Genomic DNA, 15,121 nt, shown 5'->3' with positions numbered 1-15,121 from the left:
ATGGATCCAGTGTAGCCGATGAATCCGGTGTTATCCTATCGATCCACCTTTCACGAATCTTACATTCATGTAAGGTTTCTAAGCAGATTACCTCTTGAACCACAGCCGCACCACGGTTCCCTCACCCGGTGTCGATTGCAGCTCGATGGGGTGATTCAGCTTATCGGCAGCTTCCTTGATCAGATAGAGCCCCATACCAGTAGACTCTTTCAGCTTTCTGCCATTCTCTCCGGTATAAAATGGGTGAAACACTCGGGCCAGGTCCGATTTGGGAATGCCCATGCCCCGATCGCATACTTCCAGCATGACATCGCCGTCTTCTATAGAGGATGCCTGCACAGTAACCTTGCTGCCGGTCCCGGCAGCATATTTGATGCTGTTGGACAGCAGCTGAAGCAGAATGAACCGAAGCCATTTTCCATCGGTCTGCACCGTCAGCTCCGGATCGATCAACACTTCGGGATAAACATCGCTGTGGATAAAATAACGCTTGTTCTCATGCACGGCATCTACAGCCGCCTCATATAAAGACACGATTTCCACACTAAAATCCTGTTCGAACGTATCCAGTCTCGACATGTACAGGACCATGTCCAGTCCTCTGCGGATTCGGTCAGATTCCTCGGAAATGCTGCGATAAGCATCATTGTCATCGTCCTGTGTAATCATTTCGATGACGGACAGCGGGGTTTTCATCTGATGCACCCACTGGTTCATGAACATCATATGCTCTTTTTGCCGGCGTTCTTTTTCCTCGATCACACTCCGGTACTGCCGGTACTGCTCCTCCATCAGGTGGTTCAAGGCAGCTGACAGCGGTGCAGATTCATGATGACGAAGGGATTCCTCCAGCGAATGCACGGGACGTGAAAGCGTCCTGTACAGTTCCCGATGGCTGATATAACGGTAAACCAGATAAATGGAGAGCACCATAAGGCCCAGAAAAACCGCGTAGCCTGCTGTCAGAACATCATTATAGCCGTCAAACCAGAACACCAGCAGCACCAGACCCAGCTGTAACGATGAAAACAGGATCAGGGGCAGATGCTCTCTCCAGAACAGTTTATTCATCCTGCTCACCTGTCCTTCCATACGACATTCAATCGGTATCCCGAACCCCGTACGGTTTCCAGAGCATTCTGAATCCCCAGCTCTGCCAGCCGTTTGCGCACACGGGTAATATTCACACTCAGCGTGTTGTCATCCACAAAAGTATCATCCCAAAGCTTTTCCAAAATGCGTTCCCGGCTGACAAGGCGCGGACTCCGGCTGAGCAGGGTTTCAAGCAGAATCGTCTCTTTCTGGGTCAATGCTACACTCCGATTCCCAAGGCCCATTTCCATCCGCTCCGGAAACAGAACCAGCCCCTCCTTCTCTACCCTTCGCTCCTGCGACGAAGTCGCATAATCGCCATAGCTTCTTCGCAGCTGGCTGTGAATTTTGGCAATGACCATATCATAGTGAAACGGTTTGGTTATATAATCATCCGCTCCGCTTTCCAGTGCTCTCAACTGATCCGGCATCCCGTCTCGAGCCGAAATGAACAGGATGGGACAAGTTGAAATCGACCGGATCTGGCGGCACCAATAATATCCGTCATAACTTGGCAGATTCACATCCAGCAGTACCATATGAGGCCTGATATCCTGAAACTGTTCCAGCACATGTTCAAAATCCTGCACGAGAACCGCTTCATTCCCGTACCGCTGAATATGGGATTGAAGCAGCGCTGCCAGTTTGGGGTCATCCTCTACAATCAACAATTTGTACATGCTTGTTCTTCCTTTCCTGTTTCTCATTGACGATCATTTAGCGCTATAATGGGTTGTATAATCCACTACTTATCCGGAAGGTGAATAAACCTATGTCAAGGCCCAGCATCATGGATGAGCTTCAGCTTCAATACCGGAACTTCTCCATGAAAGAAAAAGAAATTGCCGACTATATTATCCGGTTTAAAAATACCATTCACAATATTAACATACGGGAGCTTGCTGAGCAGACGCACTCCTCCACCTCTACCATCACCCGCTTCTGCCGCAAAATCAAGTGTGACAGCTTCGTCGATTTCAAAATCCGTTTAAACCGTGAAACCGATGACCCCGATGTGTCGGATGACAGCTTCTCCAAGGTTCGGAACTTGTACACCGATATTGTCAACGCTACGGCAGATATGCTGCAGCAGAACCAGATTGAGCAGGTCGTTCAGCGCATTAAATCCGCACAGCGTGTGCAGGTCTACGGCCTTGGAAGCTCCGGTTTATCCGCCCTGGAGTTCAAGTACCGGCTCATGCGCATGAATATTAACATCGATGCCATTACAGACTCTCATATGATGATCATGAGTGCATCCCTGCTGAACAAACATGATCTCGTGATCGGCCTGTCCAATTCCGGCTTAACCGAGGAAGTCATTGATGCCCTTGCAGCTGCCCGGCAAAATGGAGCGGGAACCATCAGCATTACTAATTATAATCACACCAAACTGACCGATCTTTCTGACATTTCACTCTTTACGCCCAGTATGCACCGGACAGGTGAACCCAGATTTATTAATAGCCAGCTGGCGATTAATTATGTCCTGGATGTGATCACCTTTCTGCTGCTTGAGGATACAGAGCTGCTGCGCAATCGTGAAAATACACTGAAGGCGTTCTATCACAAAACCAATCAAACCGCAGCCGAAGAAGAGACCCCATAACAAACACAAAAAACACCCTATCGAGAGACATGTTAACATGTCTGCCCGAAAGGGTATTTTTATCATTTTCCTTGATATCAATTGATTTCATTTCATCCCTTGTATAAACCGTTCCGTAATCTGCTTCGGTCTGGTTATCGCGCCTCCCACTACCACACTGTAAGCACCCAGTTCGATACAGCGTTTGGCCATTTCGGGTGTCAGGATGTTACCCTCAGCAACTACAGGAGCTTTTACAGCCTTGATGATTGCCTTCAAGATTTCAAAGTCCTTCTCATATACCTTCTGTCCCTTACTTGAGGACGTGTATCCCACCAAGGTGGAGGAAATGAGATCGAAACCCAGGCTGTCGGCCGCAGCCGCTTCTTCGATTGTCGAAATATCCGCCATCAGCAGCTGGTCAGGATACTTATCCCTGACCTGTTTCACCAGATCCGCAAGCGTAAGCCCGCCGGGACGAGGATCACTGGTAGCATCCAAAGCGATAATTTCTGCACCAGCACCTGTAAGTTCGTCAATCTCTTTCATTGTAGGCGTAATATACACCGGCGAATCCGGATAATCCCGTTTCACGATACCAATCACCGGGAGATTGACTTGTGTTTTAATCTCGATAATATCTTCTGCGGTATTAGCGCGAATACCTGCTGCCCCGCCCTGCAGTGCAGCGAGTGCCATTCTCCCCATAATAAAGGAGCTATGGAGAGGCTCCCCCTCTAACGCCTGACATGAAACCACCAATTGGCTTTTAAGCCCTAACAGTTCCAATGTACCCATAGGATTCGACTTCCTTTCAAAGAAAACAAATTTCAAGACTAATATATAACGAGAAAGTTATTTTCGTCAATTCCATTCTAAAGCACTCCAATATTTTTTAAATAGCTAACTGTTTAAAAACAGCTTCTTTGGTTAATAGTAAAGCACAGACAAATAAATTATAATACGAGGTGATAATCATGGGTTTTCTTTGGTCGTTAATTGTTGGTGGTATTATCGGTTGGATCGCTGGTCTGATTATGGGTAAGGACATCCCGGGCGGGATTATCGGTAACATCATTGCCGGTTTCATCGGTGCATGGCTTGGCAGCTTGATTCTTGGTAACTGGGGTCCTGAAATTGGTGACTTCTTCATCGTACCAGCCATTATTGGTGCGGTCGTGCTGGTATTCATCGTCAGCCTGATTATGGGTTCGATGAGACGCGGACGTCGCTCTTAATTACACCACATTAAGCAGTGCTTAGGTATTGCAGCAAAAAAAAACGTCTGTAATAAAAAGACACCTTCCGACATATGGGGTTCTTCCCCGTCGTAAGGTGTCTTTTTTTATGTGGTGATATCCAGCGGCTTTAACTTGGATTCAATTTCACTGCGATGCGGCTCCAAAAATGGTGGAAGCGCCAGGGATTCGCCAAGGGAATCCAGAGATTCATCTGTCGCGAAACCGGGGCCATCTGTTGCCACTTCATACAGAATACCGTTCGGTTCCCTGAAATACAGGGATTTAAAGTAAAAGCGATCCACAAATCCCGAGTTAGGAATACCTGCAGCTGAAATACGCTCTATCCACTGGCGAAGTTCTTCTTCATCCTCGGCACGAAAAGCCACGTGATGCACACCACCACGTCCCAGGCGTTCGGGCGAAAGATCATGCCGCTCCTCCACATGAACCTCTGTACCACTGCCGCCTGCACCGGTCTCGTACACTAGAATATTCGGCTGGCCTTCCACATCGGAAGCATATTGTCCTTTATGGCGGAAACCGAGAATTTCGGTCAAGACCATGGTTGTTGGCTCTGCATCGGGAACCGTCAAACGTACAGGACCCAGGCCAGTTATCGCATTGGAGAGTGTAATTGGCCCCCGGCTCCACGGACGGCCTCCGGCCTCTCCATCATTAAACTCATCGGATACGAGGATTAACCGCTGCCCTTCAGGATCCCTGAACCCAAGTGTCTTGCGCCCGGCTCTTTCCTTGATCTCTTCCACCGTTACCCCGTGCTGCCGCAGTCTGTCCTGCCAGTACAGCAGTGATCCGTTATCAGGGACTCTGAGTGATACAGCAGAAATGCTGCTGCTCCCGTCTCTATTTCGTCCTGCCATAGGCAGTTCGAAAAAGGTAAGTTCCGTGCCTGCCGTTCCCTTCTCATCCCCATAGAACAAATGATACACCGAGGTATCGTCTTGGTTTACCGTTTTCTTAATTAAGCGGAGGCCTAGAACCTTGGTATAAAAAGCATGATTCTCCTGAGCTTTTGCCGTAATAGCGGATACGTGATGAATGCCTTTGAATTCCATGGTTCTGCACTCCTTTATCAATGTCAGATGTATTTCTTGATATGATAAATGTACCGTACATCTAAGTAACTGTCAATATAGTAGTTACTTACTTTTTTATTGTATCAATTCCCGAAGCCGATTCCCGGTATTCCGAGGGCGTTTGGCCGGTTATTTTTTTAAATACCTGGGTAAAATATCGAGGATCCTGATATCCGATCAGCGGCGCCACTTGATAAACCTTAACCTGACTGTTTTTCAAAATCATCTTGGCTTTTTCGATTCGGCAGTGGGTCAAGTACTCTACAAAGGTATAGCCTGTGACCTGCTTGAACAGCATGCAGAAATGGCTAATACTGAGCTCGGTAATTTCTGACACTTCTTCAATGGCAAGATCCTTCTGATAATGTTCGTCAATGTATACCTGGGCCTTGTGAATGACGGAGTGCACATCTTCTTTAGCTGGTCTTGTCATACTTTCCTGGATCCAGCGTTCTAAAGCCAGCTTAAGTACCACAATCATATCTTTTAGTGTGCCTGCAACATGAATGTCCTGAAGATGGCCTTCAAGGGACCAATCCCCGCCAGTTTTCATATGCCTGAATTGCCTGAACAGCACCACGGACAGCTCCACCAGAATCCGCTCCGCCGCGTGTCGCTGAAATCCATGATGCTCCAGATAGACTTTGAGCTCATCGGCCAGATGCATCATCCGTTCCCGGTCCAGTGTCCGGATGCTCTCCAGCATATCGGCTTCCAGCTGTTTCGGATAAGAACCATGTTCTATTGTAGAATCTCTGCTCGGAGCGGCCCAGTATACGCCCTCACTGTCGGCATAAAATCGCTGATACAGCGCCCCGACAGCAGTCTCATAAGCTTCACCCAGTCGTTCCATCCCTGCCATCGTGCGGCTGAATCCGATGGAGGCTGAAAGCTTCGTATTCCGCTTGATCAGTGAAATCAATTCCTGTCCCAGCTTCTCCTGGTGCTCTTTGTATCCTTCCGGAAACAGCAGCAGCCACTCGCCGCTTCGAAATGGAAACACCGTTAAGCCGCCGCTCTGCTCAAACCATTCTTCCAGAATATTGCGAATCGCAAACAGCCAGAGCCTCTTCTCATCCCGGCTCCATTTCCTCTCCAGCTTCTCGTACTGATCAAGCTGCAGCACTGCCATGTACCAGCATTGATCAAGCTCATTGTGGGAAAGCCACTGCATATCCAGCAGCGGACTTCGGCTTCCTTCGATCAGCTCCGTAAACATCCGTTCCCGGGCCAGCAGGGAGAGTGTCTGAATAGAATTCATCAGCTTGTCGTTCTCCGCCTGCTTCTGCAGGGATACCTGAGCTTTACGGACTGTTTCGGTCAATTCGTCATGGTCGATCGGTTTCAGCAGGTAATCAAATGCACCTTCCCGCAGCGCCTCACGGGCATACTCGAACTCTCCATAACCGCTTATAAAAATAAAAATCAGCTGAGGATGCTCCATCATCACTTCTTTCATCAAGGAGATGCCGTCCATGCCCGGCATGCGGATATCACTGATCATGATATGTGGCTGCATTTCCCGGACCAGCGCCAGTGCTGCCTCTCCACTGCGGGCCTCCCCGACGACCTCCATGGACAACTCCTCCCAGGGGATGGCCACCTTCAAACTCCTTAGAATCATCGGCTCATCATCGACCAGGATAACACGGTATTGTGATTCGCGATCCCGCACAGCGGTATCCTCCTTTCGCTATCCCCCTGAATTTCTTCGCAATTCCCAGTAGGTGACGGAAGACTGCTGAATTTGCCGCAGTGCAGTCATAGCATCCGTTTTTCCGCTGATCATATCCTCAATGACTTCCAGAAACGATTTTTTCACCTCAGGCGATAGAACATTGTCATACGGCAGAAAGCTGTTCGGGCTCTGTTCCAAAAGCTCAATGACCTGAGCGAAAACGGGTCCTGTCCGCTCGGGGTCAAACGGAATTTTCATAGAGGGAATACGCAGACCCTCATACACAATTCGTTCTTGAACCTCCCTTGTATAAAGAGCCTTCATTAATCCAAGTGCTGCTTCTTTTTTACTGTTCTCCAGCTCGGACGATAAACCAATGCCAATTGTATATCCACCGGCCATCGACTTCTCATCACCAGCATTTAATGAAGGGAATGGAATGACCCCAACTTTTTGCTGGAAATGTGGATCGCTCTCACTCTGAAACAGATTGATATCCCAGTTCCCGTTCAGATACATCGCCGCTTCACCCTTCGTAAACAGGCTGATTGCATCTTCTGTAGACAGCTGGTTTGACGAAGGGCTGAAGGCCTCCCCGGCAATCCATTTCTGAAGATGTTTGAAAGCTTCCAAATACGGCGTATTATGAAACCTCACATCGTCATCTCCCTGGGCCAGACGCTGTATCAAGGAAGGCCCGGCATACCGGTCCATAAGATAATGCGCAAAAATACCGGCAGGCCATCTGTCCTCATTGCCCACTGCGAACGGAATGATTCCGTTTGTTTTCAAGGTATCTATCACATCATCCAGCTGTTTCAGCGTTTCCGGCGGAGCCATCCCCAGCCGATCAAAAATCACTTTGTTATAATAAAGCGGCTCTGCATGCCCTTCCATTGGGAGGCCGTAAATCCGGTTATCAAATGTCCACAGCTGCAGATCCGTGAATTGGTCCTTCAGTCCTTGCATTTCTATAAAATCCGAGAGATCCATCAAACGGTTGGATCTAACATAAGGCTCGATTTCGGCACCTCCGAACAGTACAAACATGTCAGGAGGGTTGCCGGTAACCATCTCGCTTTTCAGCTTCTGCTCACGATGAATCGTCTGATCCATACCCTCGAAATTGATTTTGATATTGGGATGCTCGGCCTGGTATCTGGAAATCACATCACTCACGATCTCAAGCACCTGACGGTCATGCTCCTTGTTCCAGAAATGCCGGAAGGTCAGCGTGATCTTCTCCTCCTGATCCTCTTCAATTGGCTCCCGGTCCTGTGAGGCCACCCATCCTACGGAAACCGCCATCAGACACACATACAGCACAATCCATCCCCATTCTTTAAAACGTCTTGTGCCTTTCATCCTTTGTCTCCTTTCATGGCTGCACCTTGGGTATGGTGATTCGGATCGTCGATCCATAACCGGGTGCTGAACAGATCATGATGCCGTAATATCCGCCAAACCGGATGGCAAGCCGCTCGTGAACATTTTTAAGCCCCACCCCGTTCTCGCGGTACTTTTTCACAGGTCCCTGCTCTTCTTTCCACAGCTGCATCAGGGTCTCGGCAGGAAATCCGGGTCCATTATCGCTCACATCAATGTGCAGATCATTCCCCGCATCATGGACTGTAATGGAGATAAAGCCTGGGGTTTCCATCGGCTCAATCGCGTGATACAGCGCATTCTCGACAATCGGCTGCACGATCAGCTTTTGTGTGACGTAAAATTTGAGTGATTCGGGAATGGTGATTTCGTAATCAAACCGGTCCTCAAAACGAAATTTCTGGATGTTCATGTAATGCCGCACATGCTCCAGTTCCATACTGAGCGGTATGAGCTCCTGATTTTCGCTGATACTGATTCGCAGCAGCTTACCTAGCGATATGACCATTTTGCTGATATCCCTGTTGCCTTGAAGAACAGCCATGGAATTGATGGATTCCAGAGAATTGTAAATAAAATGCGGATTGATCTGAGCCACGAGCGCCTGAAGCTCTGCTTCTTTTTTCCTCGCTTGTTCGGTCTGGATTTGTTCCAGCAGCTCCTGAATCTGGGTGCTCATCCGGTTGAAGCCGTCAATTAGCAGATCGGTCTCGTCATCCGCCTTGCCCTGGACAGGAATCGGTACAAAAATCCCGTGCTTGACCCTCTTCATGCCATTCACGGCACCAATGATGCTCTTCACCATCCGGCGTACAAAAAAGCGGTCAAACAAAAAAGCAGACAGCAGCGAAATCCCTCCCAGGATTAGAGCCAGATTTCGAATGTATACGGATTCAGATGCGATCAGCTTGCTCTCGGTAATGGCGACCAGAAACCACTCCTTGTTATGAGACGGCAGGTAGGTAATGAGCGATGGTTTCTCCAGATATTTGTCCACATAAAACCCTTTGCCGTTGCTGTAATTATCCTGTAAAAAAGGAAAGTTTGTTTTCTCGCCAATATGTTCTCCGGATTTGTCAAAAACAACATTCCCATCCTGGTTCACCAGCAGAATATCTCCCTGCTTCAGCGTGGCCGCTTCCCAGAACACCTGATCCAGCAGATCCGGTTTGACATAGATCACCAGTGTGCCAATATCCTCAAGTGAATAGTAGTCCTTGATGATACGTGATTGAATGAGCATGGGGGAACCGCTTTCACTAGAAGCCGAACCGTTCTCACCTGGCCCTACCCAAACCGGACGTCCTTCCGCTTTCTCTACACGGGAATACCAGCTTTGTTCCTTTAACTCTTCATATGAAAAAGCATTACTGTCCGAATACAACAGCTTCTCTTGGGTATACAAGGCAAAGGATGTAATCATCGGATGATTAATCAGATTATTAATTTCCTGGCGGCGGTTGTAGGTCACGGCCAATTCCGGCTGCTTCAGCATTTGCTGAACCGCCTGCTGCGGCTGGCTGATGGCCAAATTGGATATCGTCGTAATCTCGTTCAATGCGAACTTCAGTTTTCGATCTGTCTCCTGCAGAGAAATCCAATAGAAGTGACTGGACTTCTTCTCCATGACATGAGAGTAGCTGTAATAGGATACACTGCCCATGGCGATCACCGGAATAAAAACAAGAAGAATAATAGCCAACAGGATTTTTCGACGGAGTTTCACATTCTTTCCCCCTATCTCCTATGTCTATTATTCTTCATGGCATGGTTTACTTCCTTGCCTTCTGACTCATATCTTTTTCTGAAAAATCAACTTTTCACAGCTCCGGATGTCAAGCCTGAGATCACCCAGCGGCTGAACAGCAGGAATACAATGAGCAGCGGCAGCGTTGCAGCAAATGTAGCGGACATAATCATGCCATAGTCCAGCCCGTCTTTATTGGTGAACAGCTGCTGCAGGGCAATCTGGATCGTATAGTTCTCCCTGTTCTTCAGGACGACCAGCGGCCAGAAGAAATCGTTCCACACATTCATAAAATTGATAATGCCGAGCGTGGCCATCGCAGGTGTCACAACAGGGATAGCGATATTCCAGAAAATCCGGAAATGCCCTCCGCCATCCATTCGTCCTGCTTCAATTAACTCAGAATGCACGGCAGAGGAGATGTACTGTCTCATCCAGAAGATGCCGAAGGCATTCACCATTCCAGGTACGATAAGCGCTTTGTAGCTGTCGATCCACTGGAGCTTGGCCATGATGACATACAGCGGGAGCACACCAAGCTGTGCTGGTACGAGCATGGTTCCGATGACAAACACGAACAGTGTTTTTTTCAGAGGGAATTCAAATTTGGCAAAGGCATATCCTGCAAGCGTGCACAGGAATACCACGGACAAGGTAACTGTGGTCGAAACGATGAGGGAATTGATCAATGCCTTAAAAAAATCAGTACGCTCCAACACGCGAGAGAAGTTATTAAAAAACTCGGTGCCGGGGATCAGAAGCGGCGGGATTTGGAAAGCGGCCGTCTTGTCGTTGCTCGCCACAACAAACATCCAGTAGAACGGGAACACCGACAGGACCGCTCCAAACCCGAGCAGCAGATAAAATAGCACTCTCGAGATCAGGCCAGGTTCATCCGGTTTTCTTTTGCTCATGATGGCTGTGCTCATGCTTTTTTCCCTCCTGATTCCCCGCCCATTCGGCTGGAGATGATCATATTCAGCAAAGAGAACAGGATGGTCGCAATCAACAGCAGCACTGCTGTAGCAGCTGCCGTACCGAAGAATCCGTTCTTGAAGGCTTCATTATAAAGGTAAGTGACCATGGTGACTCCCTCTTGACGTGTGGATCCTGTGCCGGACTGCCCTAGAAATACATAAGGCTCCGTAAAGAGCTGAAGAGCACCGATCGTTGACACCAGTGTGACAAAAAGAATAAATGGACGCAGCAGCGGCAGTGTAATAAACAGCATCTGTTGTCTGCGGTTAGCTCCGTCGATGCGTGACGCTTCATAAATATCTGTCGGAATACTTTGCAGACCGGACAAGAAAATAATCGCATTGTACCCCATCCAGCGCCACATCACCATAGTGGAAATCGCAATTTTCACTCCCCACCAGCCGGAATTGAAGGGAACACTATCAAGTCCTGTGCTTGTCAGAAGCCAGTTAATCATCCCATTGTTGCCGAACATGGTGCTGAACACCAGGGTAACGGCTACGATGGATGTAATGTTCGGCATGAAATAAAGAATGCGGAATATATTCTTGTACTTGTTCAGGGCCGAATTCAACATGACCGCTACGAAAAGCGCCACGATCACCTGCGGTAAAGTACCCATAAGTCCCATGATCAGCGTATTGCTGAATGAAATCCAGAAGGTTGGGTCCGTTGTAATCAATTCATAATTTCTGAACCCTACATATTTCATAGGTCCAAGCGCATCCCATTTGTAGAAGGATAAATAAATCGTAAATAAAATCGGATACAATCCGAATATAGCAAACAGGATAAAGAACGGGGATATAAACAAATACGCCGTTAATCGGCTTCGTCCTCTTTCAGACAATAAGCTGCGTTTCGCCATGTTCGGCGATGTGGTTGCTGCAGCAGCAGGTTCTGCCATGATGCACCTCCGGTGTCAAGGATAAATCCGGTCGGACCTGAAGAGATGCTTTCTCTCCAGGCTCAACCGGATGATTGTGATAATAGTGATGATATAAGTTACATGGGCCTCCGGGATTTGACCGGGATTGGACCCCGTTGTTTAACTGCGATCCACCAGTGCCTTGATTTGTTTAATTGCGCTTTCCCATTCTTTAGCCGGATCTGCTTTCTTCTCCAGCACATTTTTGAGGGAGTTCTTGATGATCGTATCGGTCTGGTCATGCAGTGGTCCATAATAAACCGGTTTTACAGTTTTCGCAGCTTCAGCATAAGCTTCTGCGATGACTTGACCGCTGAAGAATTCATCCTGCACCGTACTGAACGCCGGATCATCATATACGGACGGAATGGACGGGAATAATCCGCTTTCCTTGAAGGATTTAAGCTGATTGTCTTTGTTCACCAGCCAGGAAATGAAGGCATAGGCTTCTTTCGAATGCTTTCCTTCTTTCGGCAGTGTCAGGAATGAGCCTCCCCAGTTTCCAGCGCCCTCAGGCATTTGAGCGATCTTCCATTTTCCTGCAGAATCTTTGGCATTGCGGATCGTACCTGCAATCCAAGCCGGTCCGAGCAGAACCCCGAATCCTCCGTCATTAATCGCTTTGTTCCATTCCGGAGACCAGAGTGTCCAATCACCAACCCAGCCTTCTTGAATGCCTTTAATGGTGAAGTCATATGCTTTTTTCACCTGCGGGTTGGTGTCTCCGATAAATGAAGCATCTTCCTTATTGAAGTAAATTTGATTTTCGGACTGATCACGCAGTCCGTTGTACACCAGATCAGTCAGATCCGCAAAAGGTTTTCCTGTCTTCTCTTTGAACTGCTTGCCTACTTCAGCAAATTTATCCCAAGAATCAATGGCAGCACTAAATTCCTGAGGCTCTGTCGGCAGTCCGGCTTCTTCAGCCAGATCGGTCCGGTAGTAAACGACTGTTGGTGCAACGTCAGTTGGCAGACCCAGCTGGAAGGTACCGTCTGTGGATGTCGCCTGTTTCCATTTCCAGTCGAGATAGTCACCTTCAATATCTTTAGCACCCAGATCATACAGATTGTAGAATTTATCTTGGGCGTTAATAAAGCGCTCAATGAAGGCGATCTCAAGCATGAAAATATCAGGCGCCCCGGAGTTCGCTGACAATGCTGTCGTCAAGTTATTGTGATGTGCCGTTTGGTCCGATGTGTTTTGAAATTTGAATGTAATGTTCGGGTGCTCTTTCGTATACTCTTTCGCCAGATCTTCATAGTTGGTCGTACCTAAAGACCAGAAGCTGAGCTCGACTTTTTCGTCAGTGCCTTTTTCCTCGTTACCCTCAGATGTATTTTCTTTGGTAGTGCTTGGCGGCGTTTCTTCTGCTGCCGGAGTTCCTCCTCCACATCCCGTAAGCGCCACGGTGAAAACCATCATCATGCTGAGCAGCATGGCGGTCCATCGCTTGTTTCTGTACATGTGTCTACCCCTTTCAACATCGTTTTATTTCTTTCTTCAGTCTAGCGAAAAACCGATTTTAAGTTGAGGAGGTAAACTTCCGAATGTTGGTGGAAATTTTTACGATACAACAAAACCCACAGCAGTGTGAATCTGCTGTGGGTCGGTATTAGTTATCATTTAATTTGTTAAAGATAAAGATGATTCGTGGAGAGCTTTTGCTTTAGATAGTCCAGCGCAATAGCGTACCTGCATACGTCATTCCACCGCCAAACCCGTACAAAAGCACATTCTGGCCAGCTTGAAGTCTGCCCTCATCAATACCTAATTGAAGCGCAAGGGGTATTGATGCTGCCGAGGTATTGCCGCGGTATTCCACACTGGTTAAGGTTCGTTCCAACGGAATCGGGCCTCGTTCACAAATGGCCTCAATCATGCGCAGGTTAGCACTATGCGGAACAAACCAATCTACTTCCTCTGCCGTGAGATGGGCTTGCTCCATCAGTCTCTTCATACCCTCAGGCACGTTGCGTACAGCCCACTTATATATTTCACGTCCATTTTGTACAATGGAGCCGTTTTTTAATTCCTGTCCGTCCATGTGTCCGGCGAGCGCGGTTTTATAAAGATTAATGCCGCCTTCCCCAAAGGTACCCGTAATGGAAGCGAAGAAAGAGGGTTGATCCATATTACGCTCCATTAAAATCGCACCCGCCCCATCGCCAAACAAAACACAGGTCGTCCGGTCCGTATAATCGGTTATTTTTGACAGCGTTTCAGCACCGACTACCAGGATTTTCCGGTACATCCCACTCGTAATCAAGCCATCAGCCAATTGAATTGCATACGTGAATCCAGCGCAGGCTGCATTTACATCAAGGGCACCGGTATGTTTGATCCCCAATTTGTGCTGCAGACGAGCAGCGGTACTTGGAAACATATATTCCGGGGTACTTGTCGCAACCAGGATCATATCCGCATCTTCCACAGTTACACCGTAACGCCGCACCATATCCTCTACCGCTTTTAGCGAGAGGTCTGAGGCAAATTGGTCAGGTTCGGCAATCCTGCGCTCCCGCATACCTGTACGCTGCAAGATCCATTCATCACTGGTATCTACCAGTTTCTGCAGATCATTGTTAGTCAGGATCTTGTCAGGCACGTATGTTCCAATTGCTGTGATTCTAGATAGGGATTTAATGAGCATGGATACCTCCGAGGGTTTTCATTCATTATACCATCACATTTTAGTACTTGGTACTAAAAATAAAATAAAAAAAAACACGACGTCAGTACCATTGTGGTTTTGGTTGCTTGGCTGCGTCCTACACTCCTGGGCCTCTTATTTGGTCAGCTCCATGCAGTGCTGCTTCCACCTTCAACCTTCAACCTTCAACCTCATCGGCTGGTAGGGTAAGGAACAAGGATGATGTTCGCACGCAATAAAGTGGATCGTGGGGCACATTGAGGTGATGAAATATTACCATCTTTAGTACCGGAGGTGACTAGATATTGCCGCCATCATTACCGCAGATGGCCAAGATATTGCCGCACCGGAGGTGGCGAGTTTTTTGTTGAAGCTCTTGTGTCCGCCTGGACTCTTCCCAGTGAGAAGGATAACATCCTTAATAAGCCTGTTTTCCACGCTTATTTTCACAAAAACAGAAGAAATTTACGCAATAAGATTGTTTTCCACGCTTATTTTGGTACTTCACTCCGATTTCGCCGCTGCAGCTAGTGATTCAGCTAATTTAAGACTGATATTCAGTCTTAAACGGAATCAAGCCGGAAAATTGAGCCAAATAAGCTTGAATTTCAAGCTTATTTCCCTCCCCTCTTCACGGAGGTGCCCCTATTTTGGTCAAGCGTCCCCTAGGCAGCAAAAGAGGCTGCCTCACAAGATCTAAGATCTTATGAGACAGCCTCTACTATTTTGCTTG

At 47.9% G+C, this 15,121-nt stretch carries 13 protein-coding genes; 2 read left to right on the top strand and 11 right to left on the bottom strand.

Going from position 1 to position 15,121, the window contains the following annotated elements; all coding sequences use genetic code 11:
- Positions 1-87: 87 nt before the first annotated feature.
- The gene (locus tag HII30_RS16675) at positions 88-1,071 is read right to left on the bottom strand and encodes a sensor histidine kinase (RefSeq protein WP_169506188.1); all 984 of its coding nucleotides are present in this window, start codon (positions 1,069-1,071) and stop codon (positions 88-90) included.
- 5 nt (positions 1,072-1,076) lie between these two features.
- On the bottom strand, positions 1,077-1,772 hold the full coding sequence (locus HII30_RS16670) for a response regulator transcription factor (RefSeq protein WP_169506187.1): 696 nt from the start codon (positions 1,770-1,772) through the stop codon (positions 1,077-1,079).
- Between the two features lie 110 nt (positions 1,773-1,882).
- On the opposite strand from HII30_RS16670, the gene HII30_RS16665 reads away from it, so the two are divergent.
- Positions 1,883-2,701, top strand: a complete 819-nt coding sequence (locus tag HII30_RS16665) for a MurR/RpiR family transcriptional regulator (protein ID WP_246246556.1) — start codon at positions 1,883-1,885, stop codon at positions 2,699-2,701.
- Between the two features lie 87 nt (positions 2,702-2,788).
- Here HII30_RS16665 and HII30_RS16660 read toward each other — a convergent pair whose 3' ends face one another.
- Complete coding sequence (locus tag HII30_RS16660; protein ID WP_169506185.1) at positions 2,789-3,478, bottom strand: N-acetylmannosamine-6-phosphate 2-epimerase; 690 nt, start codon at positions 3,476-3,478, stop codon at positions 2,789-2,791.
- Between the two features lie 179 nt (positions 3,479-3,657).
- On the opposite strand from HII30_RS16660, the gene HII30_RS16655 reads away from it, so the two are divergent.
- Complete coding sequence (locus HII30_RS16655; RefSeq protein ID WP_169506184.1) at positions 3,658-3,918, top strand: GlsB/YeaQ/YmgE family stress response membrane protein; 261 nt, start codon at positions 3,658-3,660, stop codon at positions 3,916-3,918.
- Between the two features lie 107 nt (positions 3,919-4,025).
- Here the strand turns inward: HII30_RS16655 and HII30_RS16650 are convergent, their stop codons facing one another.
- The 8 genes from HII30_RS16650 to HII30_RS16615 all read right to left on the bottom strand — a co-directional run bounded on the left by HII30_RS16650 (position 4,026) and on the right by HII30_RS16615 (position 14,388).
- Positions 4,026-4,997 (bottom strand): ring-cleaving dioxygenase, encoded by a 972-nt coding sequence (locus HII30_RS16650; protein ID WP_169506183.1) that lies wholly within the window; start codon positions 4,995-4,997, stop codon positions 4,026-4,028.
- Positions 4,998-5,085: 88 nt separating this feature from the next.
- Positions 5,086-6,693: a response regulator gene (locus tag HII30_RS16645; RefSeq protein ID WP_169506182.1), complete on the bottom strand. Its 1,608-nt coding sequence runs from the start codon at positions 6,691-6,693 to the stop codon at positions 5,086-5,088.
- A gap of 18 nt (positions 6,694-6,711) precedes the next feature.
- Complete coding sequence (locus HII30_RS16640; RefSeq protein ID WP_169506181.1) at positions 6,712-8,061, bottom strand: ABC transporter substrate-binding protein; 1,350 nt, start codon at positions 8,059-8,061, stop codon at positions 6,712-6,714.
- Positions 8,062-8,074: 13 nt separating this feature from the next.
- Entirely contained in the window at positions 8,075-9,808 is a 1,734-nt protein-coding gene (locus HII30_RS16635) for a histidine kinase (RefSeq protein ID WP_169506180.1), read from the bottom strand.
- 86 nt (positions 9,809-9,894) lie between these two features.
- Positions 9,895-10,758 carry a carbohydrate ABC transporter permease gene (locus HII30_RS16630; protein WP_169506179.1) on the bottom strand — a complete coding sequence of 288 codons (864 nt, stop codon included), beginning with the start codon at positions 10,756-10,758 and terminating at the stop codon, positions 9,895-9,897.
- Positions 10,755-11,714: a carbohydrate ABC transporter permease gene (locus HII30_RS16625; RefSeq protein WP_169506178.1), complete on the bottom strand. Its 960-nt coding sequence runs from the start codon at positions 11,712-11,714 to the stop codon at positions 10,755-10,757. Before HII30_RS16625 ends, HII30_RS16630 begins: the two co-directional genes overlap by 4 nt.
- Positions 11,715-11,855: 141 nt before the next feature.
- Positions 11,856-13,202: an ABC transporter substrate-binding protein gene (locus tag HII30_RS16620; RefSeq protein WP_169506177.1), complete on the bottom strand. Its 1,347-nt coding sequence runs from the start codon at positions 13,200-13,202 to the stop codon at positions 11,856-11,858.
- A gap of 202 nt (positions 13,203-13,404) precedes the next feature.
- Positions 13,405-14,388, bottom strand: coding sequence for a ketoacyl-ACP synthase III (locus HII30_RS16615; protein ID WP_169506176.1), 984 nt, complete (start codon positions 14,386-14,388; stop codon positions 13,405-13,407).
- Between the last annotated feature and the right edge of the window lie 733 nt (positions 14,389-15,121).

The sequence above is a fragment of the Paenibacillus lemnae genome (genome assembly GCF_012933385.1).
In the GTDB taxonomy this organism is placed as follows: domain Bacteria; phylum Bacillota; class Bacilli; order Paenibacillales; family Paenibacillaceae; genus Paenibacillus_AQ; species Paenibacillus_AQ lemnae.
This window is presented reverse-complemented; position numbering and strand designations above follow the sequence as displayed.

Bases quoted from the DNA above. Each gene is read 5' to 3' on its own strand.
- HII30_RS16640 (WP_169506181.1), bottom strand. From the start codon at position 8,061: ATGAAAGGCACAAGACGTTTTAAAGAATGGGGATGGATTGTGCTGTAT.
- HII30_RS16670 (WP_169506187.1), bottom strand. From the start codon at position 1,772: ATGTACAAATTGTTGATTGTAGAGGATGACCCCAAACTGGCAGCGCTG.
- HII30_RS16675 (WP_169506188.1), bottom strand. From the start codon at position 1,071: ATGAATAAACTGTTCTGGAGAGAGCATCTGCCCCTGATCCTGTTTTCA.
- HII30_RS16625 (WP_169506178.1), bottom strand. From the start codon at position 11,714: ATGGCAGAACCTGCTGCTGCAGCAACCACATCGCCGAACATGGCGAAA.
- HII30_RS16615 (WP_169506176.1), bottom strand. From the start codon at position 14,388: ATGCTCATTAAATCCCTATCTAGAATCACAGCAATTGGAACATACGTG.
- HII30_RS16650 (WP_169506183.1), bottom strand. From the start codon at position 4,997: ATGGAATTCAAAGGCATTCATCACGTATCCGCTATTACGGCAAAAGCT.
- HII30_RS16660 (WP_169506185.1), bottom strand. From the start codon at position 3,478: ATGGGTACATTGGAACTGTTAGGGCTTAAAAGCCAATTGGTGGTTTCA.
- HII30_RS16655 (WP_169506184.1), top strand. From the start codon at position 3,658: ATGGGTTTTCTTTGGTCGTTAATTGTTGGTGGTATTATCGGTTGGATC.
- HII30_RS16630 (WP_169506179.1), bottom strand. From the start codon at position 10,758: ATGAGCACAGCCATCATGAGCAAAAGAAAACCGGATGAACCTGGCCTG.
- HII30_RS16620 (WP_169506177.1), bottom strand. From the start codon at position 13,202: ATGTACAGAAACAAGCGATGGACCGCCATGCTGCTCAGCATGATGATG.
- HII30_RS16665 (WP_246246556.1), top strand. From the start codon at position 1,883: ATGGATGAGCTTCAGCTTCAATACCGGAACTTCTCCATGAAAGAAAAA.